At 62.8% G+C, this 14763-nt stretch carries 12 protein-coding genes; 10 read left to right on the forward strand and 2 right to left on the reverse strand.

Annotated elements, in window-relative coordinates; genetic code table 11:
• Positions 1-87: 87 nt before the first annotated feature.
• On the reverse strand, positions 88-1449 hold the full coding sequence (gene xseA, locus FJQ89_RS24900) for an exodeoxyribonuclease VII large subunit (protein ID WP_141172123.1): 1362 nt from the start codon (positions 1447-1449) through the stop codon (positions 88-90).
• A 1330-nt stretch (positions 1450-2779) separates the two neighbouring features.
• Between xseA and FJQ89_RS24905 the strand changes: the two genes are divergently transcribed.
• The 7 genes from FJQ89_RS24905 to FJQ89_RS24935 all read left to right on the forward strand — a co-directional run bounded on the left by FJQ89_RS24905 (position 2780) and on the right by FJQ89_RS24935 (position 9130).
• Positions 2780-3385 carry a MotA/TolQ/ExbB proton channel family protein gene (locus tag FJQ89_RS24905; RefSeq protein ID WP_141172124.1) on the forward strand — a complete coding sequence of 202 codons (606 nt, stop codon included), beginning with the start codon at positions 2780-2782 and terminating at the stop codon, positions 3383-3385.
• The gene (locus FJQ89_RS24910; protein WP_131687065.1) at positions 3382-3825 is read left to right on the forward strand and encodes an ExbD/TolR family protein; all 444 of its coding nucleotides are present in this window, start codon (positions 3382-3384) and stop codon (positions 3823-3825) included. The genes FJQ89_RS24905 and FJQ89_RS24910 overlap by 4 nt, the downstream gene beginning before the upstream one ends.
• Before the next feature lie 113 nt (positions 3826-3938).
• Positions 3939-4994 (forward strand): tetraacyldisaccharide 4'-kinase, encoded by a 1056-nt coding sequence (lpxK, locus tag FJQ89_RS24915; protein WP_141172125.1) that lies wholly within the window; start codon positions 3939-3941, stop codon positions 4992-4994.
• On the forward strand, positions 4975-5151 hold the full coding sequence (locus tag FJQ89_RS24920; RefSeq protein WP_010395789.1) for a Trm112 family protein: 177 nt from the start codon (positions 4975-4977) through the stop codon (positions 5149-5151). Before lpxK ends, FJQ89_RS24920 begins: the two co-directional genes overlap by 20 nt.
• 2 nt (positions 5152-5153) lie before the next feature.
• Positions 5154-5909 carry a 3-deoxy-manno-octulosonate cytidylyltransferase gene (kdsB, locus tag FJQ89_RS24925; RefSeq protein ID WP_141172126.1) on the forward strand — a complete coding sequence of 252 codons (756 nt, stop codon included), beginning with the start codon at positions 5154-5156 and terminating at the stop codon, positions 5907-5909.
• A 245-nt stretch (positions 5910-6154) separates the two neighbouring features.
• A complete protein-coding gene (gene adk / locus FJQ89_RS24930; RefSeq protein ID WP_071078917.1) occupies positions 6155-6811 on the forward strand; it encodes an adenylate kinase in 657 nt (218 codons plus the stop codon).
• A gap of 195 nt (positions 6812-7006) precedes the next feature.
• On the forward strand, positions 7007-9130 hold the full coding sequence (locus tag FJQ89_RS24935) for a sodium-translocating pyrophosphatase (RefSeq protein ID WP_141172127.1): 2124 nt from the start codon (positions 7007-7009) through the stop codon (positions 9128-9130).
• 46 nt (positions 9131-9176) lie between these two features.
• Here the strand turns inward: FJQ89_RS24935 and FJQ89_RS24940 are convergent, their stop codons facing one another.
• A complete protein-coding gene (locus tag FJQ89_RS24940) occupies positions 9177-11246 on the reverse strand; it encodes a TonB-dependent receptor domain-containing protein (protein ID WP_141172128.1) in 2070 nt (689 codons plus the stop codon).
• Between the two features lie 286 nt (positions 11247-11532).
• On the opposite strand from FJQ89_RS24940, the gene FJQ89_RS24945 reads away from it, so the two are divergent.
• From FJQ89_RS24945 to ggt, 3 genes are all read left to right on the forward strand, one after another.
• Entirely contained in the window at positions 11533-11964 is a 432-nt protein-coding gene (locus FJQ89_RS24945) for a hypothetical protein (RefSeq protein ID WP_141172129.1), read from the forward strand.
• 156 nt (positions 11965-12120) lie between these two features.
• The gene (locus FJQ89_RS24950) at positions 12121-12879 is read left to right on the forward strand and encodes a 3-hydroxyacyl-CoA dehydrogenase (protein ID WP_071078915.1); all 759 of its coding nucleotides are present in this window, start codon (positions 12121-12123) and stop codon (positions 12877-12879) included.
• An 84-nt stretch (positions 12880-12963) separates the two neighbouring features.
• A complete protein-coding gene (gene ggt / locus FJQ89_RS24955) occupies positions 12964-14739 on the forward strand; it encodes a gamma-glutamyltransferase (RefSeq protein ID WP_141172130.1) in 1776 nt (591 codons plus the stop codon).
• Positions 14740-14763: the final 24 nt, after the last annotated feature.

Raw genomic sequence — 14763 nt, forward strand, 5'->3', positions numbered from 1 at the left:
TGGCGTAGTGTGAAAGAGTAGTTGCAGTCCACTCAGTAGGGAAGGTGTTGGGCCGGGGAGTTTCCCCGGCCTTTTTTACGCTAACGCTTATTCCAGGGTGGCTTGCACGCTGGCGATGCCGATCTGCGCGCTGCCTTCGGCCAGGCGCACGTTGACGTTCTGGCGCGCCTGCAGCTGCGCCGGCGAGCGCACGATGGCGCCCTTTTCATCGCGCAAAATCGCGTAGCCGCGTTCCAGGGTGCGCTGCGGGTTGAGCAGTTCCAGCTGCGCCGCCAGGCCGTCGAGGCGGTGGCGCCGCTGCGTCACCAGCTGCGCCATGGCCGCGCCGCCGCGCCGCTGCATTTCCACCAGGCGGGCGCGCGGCGCCGTGACGTCGGGCCGCAAGGCGACCCAGCGCGAACGCAGGCGTTCGAGCGCGTACTGCGACTGGTTCACGGGCGCGCGCGCCGCATGCGTCATGGCCGTCGACAGGGCCAGCAGCTGCAGGCGCTGCTGCCGCAGCTGCGCCTTGGGGTTGAGCAGGCGGCGGCTGTGGCGGTCCAGCGTTTGCGCCGCGTCGTCGAGGCGGCGGCGCATGGCGCGGCGCAGGTCGGCCGCATCGGCGCGCAGGGAGGCCAGCCAGTCGGCGCGCGGCGTGGCCGCCAGTTCCGCCGCCGCCGTCGGCGTGGCCGCGCGCAGGTCGGCCGCGAAGTCGGCGATGGTGAAATCGGTCTCGTGGCCCACGCCGCTGATCACGGGCATGGAACAGTCGGCGATCGCATGGGCCACGGCTTCATCGTTGAACGACCATAAGTCTTCGATGCTGCCGCCGCCACGGCATACCAGCAGCACGTCGCACTCGGCGCGCTGCGAGGCGGTGCGGATGGCGTGCGCGATTTTTTCCGGCGCCTGCTGGCCCTGCACGGGCGTCGGGTACAGAATGATGCCCACGTGCGGCGCGCGGCGCTTGAGCGCGATCAGGACGTCACGCAGGGCGGCCGCCTGCGGGCTGGTGACGATGCCGATGCTGCGCGCGAACATGGGGATGGCGCGCTTGCGTTCCTGGTCGAACAGGCCCTGCGTGGCCAGTTTTTCCTTCAGGCGCTGGAACGCTTCATACAGGGCGCCCACGCCGGCGCGGCGGATGGCTTCCACGTTGATCTGGTAATCGCCGCGTGCGCCGTACAGGGTGACGAGGGCGCGTACTTCCACCTTGTCGCCTTCGCGTGGCGTGAAGCCCGCGTACTGGGCGCGGCCACGGAACATCACGGCGCGCACCTGGGCGCCGTCATCCTTGAGGGTGAAGTACCAGTGGCCGGAGGCGGCGCGCGTGAAGTTGGAAATCTCGCCGGCGATCCAGGTCAGGGGAAACGAGCGTTCGAGCAGGCGCGCGACGGCCTGATTCAGGGCGCTGACGGTCAGCACGGGCGGGGCGGCAAAGCCGCTGTCAGTCGGAGAATCGTTCATCATCTGGCAAGGGGAAAGAAGCAAGCTGTCCACATATTATCGGCGAGGTCATGCTTATGTCATATATCGCGCAAAACAACAAGTTCTATTTCTAAGTATTTGATTTCATGCAGAATTCCTGTATGCCTGATTTGCGTGCACAGGGAAAAAAACCTTTAATATCAAGCACATCAGTGCAGCCACTGCCACTTACGCACAAAGTTATCCACAGAAAGTGTGTGGAACTTTTTGCCTTGGACAATTGTTGCCGGACAGGCTACTTTCGGCAAAGGAAAATGCCCTGCTACATTTTTGCGCATGGAGATAAAGTACATAGGAATCAAGCGCTTAGTATCGCATGCATGGCCTTGCGCACAATCTTATCCACAAAAAATGTGCAGAACTCTGGCGCAGTGCCGGAATGATCCACTGAAACGGCCATGGCATGGCTTGCCTGAATTTTGCGCAGCATAAAAATAACCATATAAATCAAGGGTGTAGCATCCAGGTGTGCGCTTTGCTCACAATCTTATCCACAGAATGTGTGCAAAACTGCATAAACCGTTTCCTGGTTTGTCCGGGTTTTCCACGGCATGCACAGGCTGCGTCGCTGCCTTATTTTTGAGCATTGAAAAAAAATCCTTTTAAATCAAGGGTCTTGCATGGAGTCAATCGGCTTGCTCACAATCTTATCCACACTTTATGTGTGGAACTGTATTGGCGGTGGAAAAGTATTGTTTGACGATGGGTTTTGGCATGAAAACCTGCGCTTTCCACGCCCTGCTACATTTTTATGCAGGGCAATAAAAACGATATAAATCAAGGTACTTGGCGTGTATTCTTGCGCTTGCGCACAATCTTGTCCACAGATTGTGTGCAGAACTTTGACGCTGGAAATGCCGCATGTTTCGCTCCGCTTGCCACTTTTTTGTGCATTTATATAATATCCTTTAAAATCAATGACTTAATTGAATTCCTCGGCTTTGCGCACAATCTTGTCCACAGTTAATGTGCAGAACTCTGTAACTATTGATTTATTGACATTGACTACTGTCGATAAGCTGCTATGCCTGTATTTTGCGCAGAATGATATTTTCCATGTGAATCAAGTACTTGCATGCTGGACTTCATGCTTGCTCACAATCTTATCCACACAAAGTGTGCAAAACTGTGCGCTGGCCGCGCCCGCCCGCCGCGCCGTGTGGACAAGTACGCATGCGGGCGCCACTTGCCGCCGGCGCGGCAACGCGCTACATTGCGCCATTCCCGCGCCGACATGCCATCGCTCTTCGGCGCTCGGTACAATACAGGCTGTCCGGGCGATTCACCGCCTTCCCTTTACCAGGAGTTTCTTTTGCTCGCTATATTTCAAGCCGCTGGCTGGCCCATCTGGCTGTTGTTGATCGCTTCCATCGTCGCCCTGGCCCTGATCATCGAGCGCCTGCTGTATTTGCGACGTGCCAAGATTCTGCCCCGCAAGCTGTTCGATGAAGTGGTGCAGGTATATCGCAGCGGCAAGATCACGCCGGATACGGTGGCCAAGCTGGAAGACAATTCGCCGCTGGGCGTGGTGCTGGCCGCCGCCCTGCGCAATGTGGACGCGCCGCGCGAGGTGATGAAGGAATCGATCGAAGAAGCGGGCAGTGGCGTGGCCCACACGCTGGAACGTTTCCTGACGACCCTGGGCACCATCGCCACCCTGGCGCCGCTGATGGGCCTGTTCGGCACGGTGGTGGGCATGATCGAAATCTTCGGTTCGCAAAACGCCAGCGGCTCCAATCCGGCCCAGTTGGCCCATGGCATCTCGGTGGCCTTGTATAACACAGGCTTCGGCTTGGCCATCGCCATGCCGGCCCTGGTCTTCTACCGCCATTTCCGCGCCCTCGTCGACAGCTTCGTCATTGACATGGAGCAGCAAGCGGTCAAATTCGTCGATATCGTCCACAGTGGCCGCCAATGAACTTCCGTAAAGGCAAGGGGCGTGAAGACCCCGAAATCAACCTGATCCCGTTCATCGATGTGCTGCTGGTGATCCTGATCTTCCTCATGGTGAGCACCACCTACAGCAAATTTACGGAGCTGCAGATCACCTTGCCGACGGCCGACGCCGAGCAAGCCAAGGACAAGCCGCAGCAGATCGACGTCACCATCGATGCCAAGGGCAATTACACGGTCAACCGCGAACCCGTCTCGTTCCGCGACGTGGCCGGCCTGGCCGATGCCCTGCAAAACGCGGCCAAGGCGGCCAACGGCGGCAAGGCGCCTGCGCAGACGCCCGTGGTGGTGGTCAATGCCGACCAGTTCGCCATGCACCAGATGGTCATCCACGTGATGGAAGCGGCGCGCCTGGCCGGCTATGAAAAGCTGACGTTTGCGGCGCAGGCCGGTGGCAGCAAGTAGGTCGGCTTAGCCGGAACGGCGTAAGCCGACACAAGCCGCCGCCGAGCATGTCGGATTACGCTGCGCCTGACGGCGCAGCTAATCCGACCTACACCATTTTTACGTCTTCCTTCATGCCCACATCCTCCCCCGCCAAGCTTGAAACCACATTGACCCGCGCCTGGCTGACGCGCGGCCCGCTGGCGTGCGCGCTGTGGCCCGTCTCCCTGCTGTTCGGCGCCCTGAGTGCCGTGCGGCGCGGCCTGTACCGCGCCGGCGTGTTGACATCGACGCGCCTGCCCGTGCCCGTCGTCGTCGTCGGTAATATTTTTATCGGCGGCACGGGCAAGACGCCGCTGACGATCTGGCTGGTGCAAGCCTTGCGCGATGCGGGCATGCGCCCGGGCGTCATTTCACGCGGCCATGGCAGCGCCGACCGGCTGCCGCGCGCAGTGACAGCAGCTTCGACGCCGCAGCAGGTGGGCGACGAGCCGCTGCTGATCTTCCAGCGCGGCGGCTGCCCCGTGATGGTGGGGCGCGACCGCGCGCAAGCGGGCAGGGCGCTGCTGGCCGCGCATCCCGACGTCGACGTGCTGGTGACGGACGATGGCTTGCAGCATTACGCCTTGCAGCGCGACGTGGAAATCGTGCTGTTCGACGGCCGCGGCGCCGGCAACGGCTGGCTGCTGCCGGCGGGACCTTTGCGCGAATCGCCGCGCCGCCGGCGCGATGTGACGGTGATCAATGCGCCCGAGCTGGCGCCGGCACTCGTGGCCAGGATCGCGCCACAGGGCTCTCTGGTGGTGCAGATGCTGCTGGCCGGTGGCGTGGCCGAACGCATGGCGAACCGCAGCGTAAGGCTGCCGCTTGAAACCCTGGCAGCCAGCGGCCAGCGCATCGTGGCGGCGGCCGGCATCGGCAATCCGCAGCGCTTCTTTGCCATGCTGCGCGGCGCCGGACTGGATTTTACGGAACTGCCTTTGCCCGACCATCACGACTTCCTCGACCAGCCATTTGCGGCACTCGACACGGATGTGATCTTGATCACCGAGAAGGATGCAGTAAAATGTGCGCAAATTGAATATCTCAAAGATGACCCGAGACTGTGGGTTGTCCCCGTCAGTGCGCGCATCGATAGCGCGCTGGCCCAACAAATTGTGGAGAAATGTCGTGGACGCTCGACTGCTTGATATCCTGGTCTGCCCTGTTTGCAAGGGTCCGCTTGAACACGATAAGAAGGCGCAGGAACTGATTTGCCGCGCCGACCGCCTGGCCTATCCTATCCGTGATGGCATCCCCATCATGTGGGCGGACGAAGCGCGCACCCTGCAAGACGCAGTGGAATAACGATGGCGTTCATCGTCATCATCCCGGCCCGCCTGGCCTCGACGCGCTTGCCGGGCAAGCCGCTGGCCGACCTGGGCGGCAAGCCCATGGTGGTGCGCGTGGCCGAGCAGGCAGCCCTGTCTGGCGCCGCGCGCGTCATCGTCGCCACCGACCATGACAGCATCGGCGCCGCCTGCGCCGCGCATGGCGTGGAAGTGTGCATGACGCGCAGCGATCATCCGTCGGGCACGGACCGCATCGCCGAAGTGGCGCGCACGCTCGCTTTGCCGCCGGACGCCGTCGTCGTCAACCTGCAGGGCGACGAACCGCTGATCGATCCGGCCCTGCTGGCCGCCTGCGCGGCGCGGATCAGCAGTACCGTGCCCATGGCCACGTGCGCGCATCCGCTGCATGATGTGGCCGACGCCTTCAACCCGAATGTCGTCAAAGTGGTGCTGGACAAGGCCAACCGCGCCTTGTATTTTTCGCGCGCCACCATTCCCTGGCACCGCGACGGCTTCGCGCAGTCGAAAGACAGCCTGCCGGCCGGCTATGTGCCGCTGCGCCATATCGGCCTGTATGCCTACAGCAATGCTTTTTTGCAAACGTATCCCACGCTCGCCGCTTCGCCGCTGGAGGCCATCGAGGCGCTGGAGCAGTTGCGCGTGCTGTGGCATGGCTATGCCATCGCCGTGCATGTGACCGATAGCGCGCCGGCCGCCGGTGTCGACACGCCGGAAGATCTTGCCAGGGTGCAAGCCCACTACGGCGCCCTGTAGGCATTACCCGCAAAACGGCAGGCGTGCAAATTTAATTTGTGCGCCTGCAGTAAAAACCACATTTTGAAACGTCCGCCTCGCTAATTGCTGGCTTTGATCAATCAGGGCATAGCAATTCGATAGCAAACTGGCGTTCCGGGGATTTTTTGTGGTAAGTTTCGTAGGGAAAGATAGCCATAGCAACATCATCTAAAAAAAATAATTACACATACCACCATCCAAAATCTGTTTTTTAGGAACTTTCAATGCGTCTGATACTTTTAGGAGCACCCGGTGCCGGCAAGGGCACCCAAGCTAACTTCATCAAAGAAAAATACAACATTCCACAAATCTCCACGGGCGACATGCTGCGCGCGGCGATCAAGGAAGGCACGGAACTGGGCCTGGCAGCGAAAAAAGTCATGGATGCGGGCGGCCTTGTGTCGGACGACATCATGATCGGCCTGGTCAAGAACCGCCTGCAGGAAGCCGATTGCGCCAATGGCTACCTGTTCGACGGTTTCCCGCGCACCATCGCGCAAGCGGACGCCATGAAAGATGCCGGCATCAATGTCGACTACGTGCTGGAAATCGACGTGCCTGACGCTTCGATCATCGAGCGCATGGACGGCCGCCGCAGCCACCCCGGTTCGGGCCGCGTCTACCACGTCAAGTTCAACCCGCCGAAGGTCGACGGTGTCGATGACATTACGGGCGAACCGCTGATCCAGCGCGACGACGACAAGGCGGAAACGGTCAAGAAGCGCCTGGATGTGTACCACAACCAGACCAAGGTCCTGCTCGGCTACTACAACGACTGGGCCAAGTCCGGCCTGCCGGGCGCGCCGAAATACCGCCGCATCGCCGGCGTCGGTCCGGTCGAGCAAATCCGCGACAGCGCCTTTGCCGCCCTGGCGGAATAAGCAGTTTTTCAAAAGCGGACCTGAGTGTCCGCTTTTTTTCTGCCCGCTTTTCAGGCAGACTGCCAGCATGGCTGGATGCATAACGTTTTCGTGGTTCAGGTTTTTTGCAGGTCGTGTTTTCCTGGCTGCGCGTGCCTACCCGGTGCGGTCTGCAGCTGTTGGCAATGACGTCGGATAAAAACAGAAGGGGACGATATGGCAGCCAGTTTGTGGTTTGCGGTAGCCTGCGGCGTGGTCGCAGTCATTTACGGTTTGGTGTCGCGTAGCTGGATTCTGCGCCAGGATCCCGGCAACGCGCGCATGCAGGAAATCGCGCTGGCCATCCAGCAGGGCGCGGCCGCCTATCTGGCGCGCCAGTACCGCACCATCGCGTTTGTGGGCGTGGTGCTGCTGATCGCCATTTATGCGCTGCTTGGCCTGCATACGGCGCTGGGCTTTTTGATCGGCGCCGTGCTGTCGGGCGCCTGCGGCTTCATCGGCATGAATGTCTCGGTACGGGCGAATGTGCGCACGGCGCAGGCGGCCACCCTGGGCATCAACCAGGCCCTGAACGTGGCCTTCAAGGGCGGCGCGATCACCGGCATGCTGGTGGTCGGCCTGGGCTTGCTGGGCGTGACCCTGTTCTACTGGCTGCTGGTGACGACGGGTGCGCCCGGCCTGACCCAGCATGATTTGATCAAGCCCCTGATCGGCCTGGCCTTCGGTGCCTCGCTCATTTCCATCTTCGCGCGGCTCGGCGGCGGCATCTTCACCAAGGGCGCCGACGTGGGCGCGGACCTGGTAGGCAAGGTCGAGGCGGGCATCCCCGAGGACGATCCGCGCAACCCTGCCGTCATCGCCGACAACGTGGGCGACAACGTGGGCGACTGCGCCGGCATGGCGGCCGACCTGTTCGAAACCTATGTCGTGACCCTGATCGCCACCATGCTGCTGGGCGCACTGCTGATGGCAGAGGCCAGCAGCACGGCCATCATCTACCCGCTGCTGCTGGGCGCCGTTTCCATCCTCGCCTCCATCGTCGGCTGCTCGATGGTGAAAACAAAGCCGGGCGCGAAGATCATGTCGGCCCTGTACACGGGCCTGTGGTGGGCGGCCGGCCTGTCGCTGGTGGGCTTTGCCGTGGTGACGTGGCTGCTGTGGCCGGACGACGCCATGCGCTACAAGGTGCTGGGCGCCACCGTCGTCGGCATCGTGCTCACGGGCCTGATGGTGTACATCACCGAGTACTACACGGGCACGGACTTCAAGCCGGTGCGCCACATCGCCGAAGCGTCGACGACGGGCCACGGCACGAATATCATCGCCGGCCTGGGCGTGTCGATGAAGTCCACGGCGTATCCGGTGCTGGCCGTCTGCGTTGCCATCCTCGTCTCGTATCAATTGGCAGGCCTGTACGGCATTGCGATCGCCGCCACGGCCATGCTGTCGATGGCGGGTATCATCGTCGCGCTCGACGCGTATGGCCCCATCACGGATAACGCGGGCGGCATCGCGGAAATGTCGGGCCTGCCCGACTCCGTGCGCGCCATCACCGATCCGCTCGACGCCGTCGGCAACACCACCAAGGCCGTCACCAAGGGCTATGCCATCGGCTCGGCCGGGCTGGCCGCGCTGGTGCTGTTTGCCGACTACACGCATGCGCTCGAATCGGTGGGCCAGCACATCACCTTTGATTTGTCGAACCCCATGGTCATCGTCGGCCTCTTCATCGGTGGCCTGATACCGTATCTGTTCGGCGCCATGGCGATGGAAGCGGTAGGCCGCGCGGCCGGTGCCGTGGTGGTGGAAGTGCGGCGGCAGTTCCGCGACATCAAGGGCATCATGGAAGGTACGGCGCGGCCCGAATACGACAAGGCCGTCGACATGCTGACGGCGTCGGCCATCCGCGAAATGATCGTGCCGTCCTTGCTGCCGGTGGTGGTGCCCATCGTCGTCGGCATGCTGCTGGGGCCAGCGGCGCTGGGGGGGCTGTTGATGGGGACCATCGTCACGGGCCTGTTCGTGGCCATTTCCATGACCACGGGCGGCGGCGCCTGGGACAATGCGAAGAAATACATCGAGGATGGCCACTTCGGAGGCAAGGGGTCGGACGCGCACAAGGCGGCCGTCACGGGCGACACGGTGGGCGACCCGTACAAGGATACGGCCGGTCCGGCAGTGAACCCCTTGATCAAGATCATCAATATCGTGGCCCTGCTGCTGGTGCCGCTGCTGCCGGCCACGGGCTGGCTGGCCGTCAAGGCTCCGGCGCCCATCCACGCGCCCGTGCCGGCCATCCTGGCGCCGGCGACGCCCGTGCAAGTGTTGCCGGCGCAGTAAGGCACTCCCTGCCGCCCCGCGGCACATGCCGCAGGGCGGTGCCGCGTCAGAAGCGCGACGTCAGGCCGACAAACATACGGCGTCCCGGCACGTAATAGTCGACCAGGCCGTCGGCCATCGGCCCCTTCTTGAACAGGTTTTGCACGCCACCGCGCACGGTCCACTGGGGTGTGACCTTGTACGACACCACGGTGTCGACGATGGTGTAGGCTTTTTCGGCCAGCTTGCCGGCATCGAGTTCCTTGCCCGTGTACTGGGCCGATACTTCGCCGAACAACTGGTCGTTGACTTGCCAGCCCAGCGCCGAGTACCACGACAGCTTCGGTGTCGACAGCAGGTTGGTGCCCGTGGTCAGGTTTTTCGCTTCCGCCATGTAGGTCACGTTGTTACGCCAGTTCAGGTTTTTCGTCAGCGGGATGGTGGCTGTCGCTTCCAGGCCGCTGGTACGTGCCTTCTGAATATTCGTCATCTTGGTCCACCAGCGTTTCTGGTAAAAGCCCAGCGGCGCATAGTCGATCTTGTTCTTGAAATCCGTGTGGAAGTACGTCAAGCCCACATCCCAGCCATTCTGTTCCCACGCCACGCCGATCTCGCCGGCCGTGCTCGTTTCCGGCTTCAAGTCCGCATTGCCGGCCATGTAGCAGGAGCCGGTGACGTAGCCCAGAGGTTTCAGGCTGCCGCAACCGCGTCCGCCCGAGTTGGTCGCCGCCGCCGGCGAGTTTTCCTTGAGGCTCGGGGCGCGGAAGCCTTGCGAGACGCCGCCCTTGATGGTCCAGGCGGGGGCAGGGTGGTACACCAGGTACAGGCGCGGGCTGTAGTGGTTGCCGAACTTGCTATGGTGGTCGAGGCGCAGACCGGCCGTGGCCGTCAAGTCTTCGCGCAGGAACAATTGATCTTCCGCAAACAGGGCCGAGGTGGTGCCCGACAGGGTCGCGCCGCTCACGGTGTTACCCAGGTAATCGGTGGGCACGGTGCCGATGGTACTCGTATTCGTCAGTTCCTGGTGCTTCCATTGGCCGCCCATCACCAGCATTTGCTCGATGCCGCCCCAGCCGATCCGTTTTTCCAGGCTGGCATCGAGCGTGCTGTCCTTGGATTTTGCTACCGAGCCGACGACTTCGTTATCGAAGTCGTTGTGATACAGGTTGACCATGGTCTTGCCGAAGTCCCAGCGACCTTCGTAGCCTAGGCTGACGCTCTTGCGTATCAGTTTGTTGGCGCCCCAGCTGTAGACCAGCGGATCGCCATTCTCGTCATGCGCGCTCGAATCGCTGGCTTCCTGCCTGCCATAGCTGGCGTCCAGCGACAGGTTCTGTTTCTTGCCAAGCGCCCAGTTCAGCTGGCCCGAGACAGTCTGGTTGCGTTCGCCGCCCATGCTGCCCGCTTTCTCGAAAAATTTTTCATCGGGATTCTGACGCGACTGGCTTACGCCCAGGCGCATGCCGACCGTGTCCGACAGGGGGCCGGCCAGGTTCACGCCCAACTGGTGCGCCGTGCCGCGGTCGCTGTCCTGCGGCTGCGTGTAGTTGGCCGTGGCCGAACCGTTCCACTTGCCCGGTATCTTGCGCGTGATGATGTTGATCACGCCGCCCATGGCGTCCGAGCCGTACAGCGAAGACATGGGGCCACGCACCACTTCGATGCGCTCGATCATGTCGGGCGAGATCCAGTTCAAGTCCTGGCGCCCCAGGTCGGGGCGGTAGGCGGTGTCGGCCGAGCTGCCCACGCGCTTGCCATCAACCAGAATCAAGGTGTATTTGTCGGGCAAGCCGCGCAGCTTGATCTTCGACGCCTCGCCTTCGGGGCTGGTGCCACCCGTGACGCCGGGGATGCGGCGCAGCAAGGTGTTGAGGTCATACACGGGCTGGCGCTCGATTTCCTCGCGCGTGATGACGCTGATACTGGCCGGCGCATCCTTGATGTCGATGGCCGTGCCGGACGCGGTGACGACCACCGTGTTCATGGTGGGATCGGCGGCCACATTGCCTTCGGCCCAGGCGCTGCTGACGGCCAGCGAGAGCAGGCAGGGCAGGAGCAGGGCGGTGGAATGGATAGCACGGGCGGGAGTGGCGACGGGGGCCAAGAAGGTTGCGAAGGCGGGACTGCGCTTGGTCATGGTGAACTTTCCGGATGTTGTTATTTCCTGGCTGCCTTCCGGGTGGCTCGGGTATCAATGAATAGAATAAACTGCGCTCGAATTCCACTAATGAGAATAAGAATCGTTCTTATTGTAATGCCGTCCTGGCAAGAAGGAAAGTACTGAGAGGAAATAAAACACCGTTGCAAGGTGTGCCACGGTGGTGTGCAGCACGTGCAAACGTGAGAAATTGTTACGCGCGCTGGCATCTGGCGCGGCATGTGCCAATAATGAACGCTGTGCGATGGCTACCGGGGGAAGCGGCATGCAGACGATGAGCAAAATGATGCCGGCGCTGGCCTGCGCCGTGTGCCTGCTGGCTGGCGGCCATGCCTGGGCGCAGGAACCGGCGGCGCCCGCTGAGTCCTTGCCCGTGTGCCAGCTCGACCCGCGCGACAGCGGCAAGCTGGCCGTGGAGCCGTGCCGCCCGGCGCCGCCCGTGCAGCCGCGCCGTTCCGTGGCGCAAGTAGTTGGCCGCATGCCCGTGCATCACTCGGCGCCGCCCGTCGTGCCCATGGCACCCCTGCCGCCCGGCCCTACCGTGCCCATGCCCGGCGCGCCGCAGCCCATCGGTGCCTGCGACACGGGCGGTTGCCGCGATGCGGCCGGCGTGCGCTACAACGGCGCGGGCAACGCCACGCTCGATGCCAACGGGCGCATCTGCCATCGCAATGGTGCTTTCATGCAGTGTTTTTAACCTTGCCATTGCTTGCCGCTGCAAGTTTTCGCTGAGCGGGCGTAAAAATGGCTACAATTGTCGCCGACATTACGTTTACGTAAACGTAATGATGGCATCATGCACCATGCAACCATCGGGCGCCGGGAACACGGCCCTCATCACTCAGGAGATTTCATGCAGATTCAGGACAATGTATTCATCATCACGGGCGGCGCATCGGGTTTGGGCGCAGCCACGGCGCGCATGCTGACGGCCGCTGGCGGCAAGGTCGTGCTGGCCGATGTGCAGACGGAGGCGGGCCAGGCGCTGGCCGCTGAACTGAACGGCGTGTTCGTGCAGTGCGATGTGACGTCGGAAGAAGACGGCATGGCCGTGGTGGCAGCGGCAGGCAAGCTCGGTACCTTGCGCGGCCTGGTCAACTGCGCCGGCGTGGCGCCGGCCGTGAAAACCGTGGGCAAGGATGGCCCGCATCCGCTGGCCCTGTTTCAGAAAGTCGTCAACATCAACCTGGTGGGCACCTTCAATATGTGCCGCCTGGCGGCCGATGCCATGGCCAAACAGGATGCCACCGCTGAGGGCGAGCGCGGCATCATCATCAACACGGCGTCCGTGGCGGCCTATGATGGCCAGATCGGCCAGGCCGCGTATGCGTCGTCGAAGGCGGCCGTGGTGGGCCTGACCCTGCCGATGGCGCGCGACCTGTCGCGCAACGGCATCCGCGTGATGACGGTGGCGCCCGGCATTTTCGAGACGCCGATGTTGCTGGGCATGCCGGCCGAAGTGCAGGATGCACTGGGCAAGATGGTGCCGTTCCCATCGCGCCTGGGCAAACCCGGCGAGTACGCGCAGCTGGTGAAAGCCATCGTGGAAAACGTCATGCTCAATGGCGAAACTATCCGCCTGGACGGCGCGATCCGCATGCAACCCAAATAAGCCCGGCGTGATTTGATGTAGGATACCCCCGTATGGGGCGTACAGCCTTGCTCGGCTGTGCGCCCTTTTTTTATCGGAGAATCCATGATCACATTGAAGCCGCTGGCGCTGAGCCTGACCTTGCTGGGAGCTCTGGCTGCCTATCCTAGCTTTGCCGAAGTGCCGCAAAAGGCGCCGGAAATCGCCACCGCGTATGCGGAAAAAAGTGGTTGGGCGGCGCAGAAATTCATGGTCGCCGCCGCCAATCCGCTGGCCGCCGATGCCGGCTACCAGATGCTGAAGCGCGGCGGCAGCGCCATCGACGCGGCCATCGCCACGCAGCTGGTGCTGACCCTGGTCGAACCGCAATCGTCGGGCATCGGCGGCGGCGCCTTTTTGCTGTACTCCAGCGCCAAGGGCGTGCAGGCCTTCGACGGGCGCGAAACGGCGCCTGCCGCCGCCGACGAACACCTGTTCCAGAATGCCGACGGCAGCCCCGTCTCGCGCGCCACGGGCGTGGTGGGCGGACGTTCCGTGGGTGCGCCGGGCGTGCTGCGCATGCTGGAACTGGCGCACAAGGAGCATGGCAAGCTGCCGTGGGCGACCCTGTTCGGCCCCGCCATCAAACTGGCGCACGGCGGCTTTCCCGTCAGCCAGCGCCTCAACGGCCTGTTGAGCTGGGACCAGGCCCTGAAGCGCGACCCTGTCGCCGCCGCGTATTTCTATGACCAGGACGGCAAGCCCTGGCCTGTCGGCCATGTGCTGAAAAACCCGCAGCTGGCGCGCACCCTGCGCGAGATCGCCGGTGGCGGCGCCGACGCCTTTTACCAGGGCCGCATCGCGCGCGACATCGCCGCCAAGGTGGCCTCGCACCCGAGCAATCCGGGCAAGCTGACGGCGGCAGACATTGCCGGCTACCGTGCCAAGGTGCGTGAACCCGTGTGCAGCGATTACAAGGCCTGGACCGTGTGCGGCATGCCGCCGCCTTCGTCGGGCGGCATCGCCATTGCGCAGATGCTGGGCATGCTGGAAGTGAAGGACATCGGCCCGTATGCGCCCGTCGACGGCGTGCTCGATGTGCAGGCGATCCATTTGTTTTCGGAAGCGGGGCGCCTGGCCTACGCGGACCGCAACCGCTACGTGGCCGACACGGACTTCGTGCCGCTGCCCGGCAAGGGCATCGCCTCGATGCTGGATAAAAGCTACCTGGCGCAGCGCGCCTCGCTGATCGGCGACAAATCCATGGTGAAAGCCTTGCCCGGCACGCCGCCCGGCATGCAGGTGGCGTGGGGCATGGATAACGCGCTGCAGCGCCCGTCGACCTCGCACCTGGTGGCGGTCGACGCTTTTGGGGGCGGCCTGTCGATGACCACCAGCGTGGAAGACGCGTTCGGCTCGCGCCAGATGGTCGACGGCTTTTTGCTGAACAACCAGCTGACGGATTTCTCGTTCGATTCGCGCGATGCCGCTGGCCCCATCGCCAACCGTGTTGAAGCGGGCAAGCGCCCGCGCAGCGCCATGTCGCCCACGCTGGTGTTTGAGAAGGGTACGCACAAGCTGGTACTGGCGACAGGTTCCCCGGGGGGCTCGTCCATCATCAATTATGTCGCCAAGGTGCTGGTCGGCACCATGGACTGGGGCTTGAACGTGCAGCAAGCCATCAGCCTGCCGAACTTCGGCAGCCGCAATGGCCCGACGGAGCTGGAAAAGGGCCGCGCGCCGGCCGCCCAGGTCGAGGCGCTGCAAGCGATGGGCCATGAGGTGCGCGTCATCGAACAGAATTCCGGCCTGCAGGGCATCATGCGCCTGAATGCGCACGGCAAGGATTTCTGGTTTGGGGGCGCCGATCCGAGAAGAGAAGGCATGGTGCGGGGCGACTAGGGGCACCGGACCAAACCTACTGCG

Source organism: Janthinobacterium tructae (assembly GCF_006517255.1).
GTDB lineage: Bacteria > Pseudomonadota > Gammaproteobacteria > Burkholderiales > Burkholderiaceae_D > Janthinobacterium > Janthinobacterium tructae.

Bases quoted from the DNA above. Each gene is read 5' to 3' on its own strand.
- FJQ89_RS24950 (WP_071078915.1), top strand. From the start codon at position 12,121: ATGCAGATTCAGGACAATGTATTCATCATCACGGGCGGCGCATCGGGT.
- FJQ89_RS24945 (WP_141172129.1), top strand. From the start codon at position 11,533: ATGCAGACGATGAGCAAAATGATGCCGGCGCTGGCCTGCGCCGTGTGC.
- ggt (WP_141172130.1), top strand. From the start codon at position 12,964: ATGATCACATTGAAGCCGCTGGCGCTGAGCCTGACCTTGCTGGGAGCT.
- lpxK (WP_141172125.1), top strand. From the start codon at position 3,939: ATGCCCACATCCTCCCCCGCCAAGCTTGAAACCACATTGACCCGCGCC.
- FJQ89_RS24940 (WP_141172128.1), bottom strand. From the start codon at position 11,246: ATGACCAAGCGCAGTCCCGCCTTCGCAACCTTCTTGGCCCCCGTCGCC.
- xseA (WP_141172123.1), bottom strand. From the start codon at position 1,449: ATGATGAACGATTCTCCGACTGACAGCGGCTTTGCCGCCCCGCCCGTG.
- FJQ89_RS24910 (WP_131687065.1), top strand. From the start codon at position 3,382: ATGAACTTCCGTAAAGGCAAGGGGCGTGAAGACCCCGAAATCAACCTG.
- adk (WP_071078917.1), top strand. From the start codon at position 6,155: ATGCGTCTGATACTTTTAGGAGCACCCGGTGCCGGCAAGGGCACCCAA.
- kdsB (WP_141172126.1), top strand. From the start codon at position 5,154: ATGGCGTTCATCGTCATCATCCCGGCCCGCCTGGCCTCGACGCGCTTG.
- FJQ89_RS24935 (WP_141172127.1), top strand. From the start codon at position 7,007: ATGGCAGCCAGTTTGTGGTTTGCGGTAGCCTGCGGCGTGGTCGCAGTC.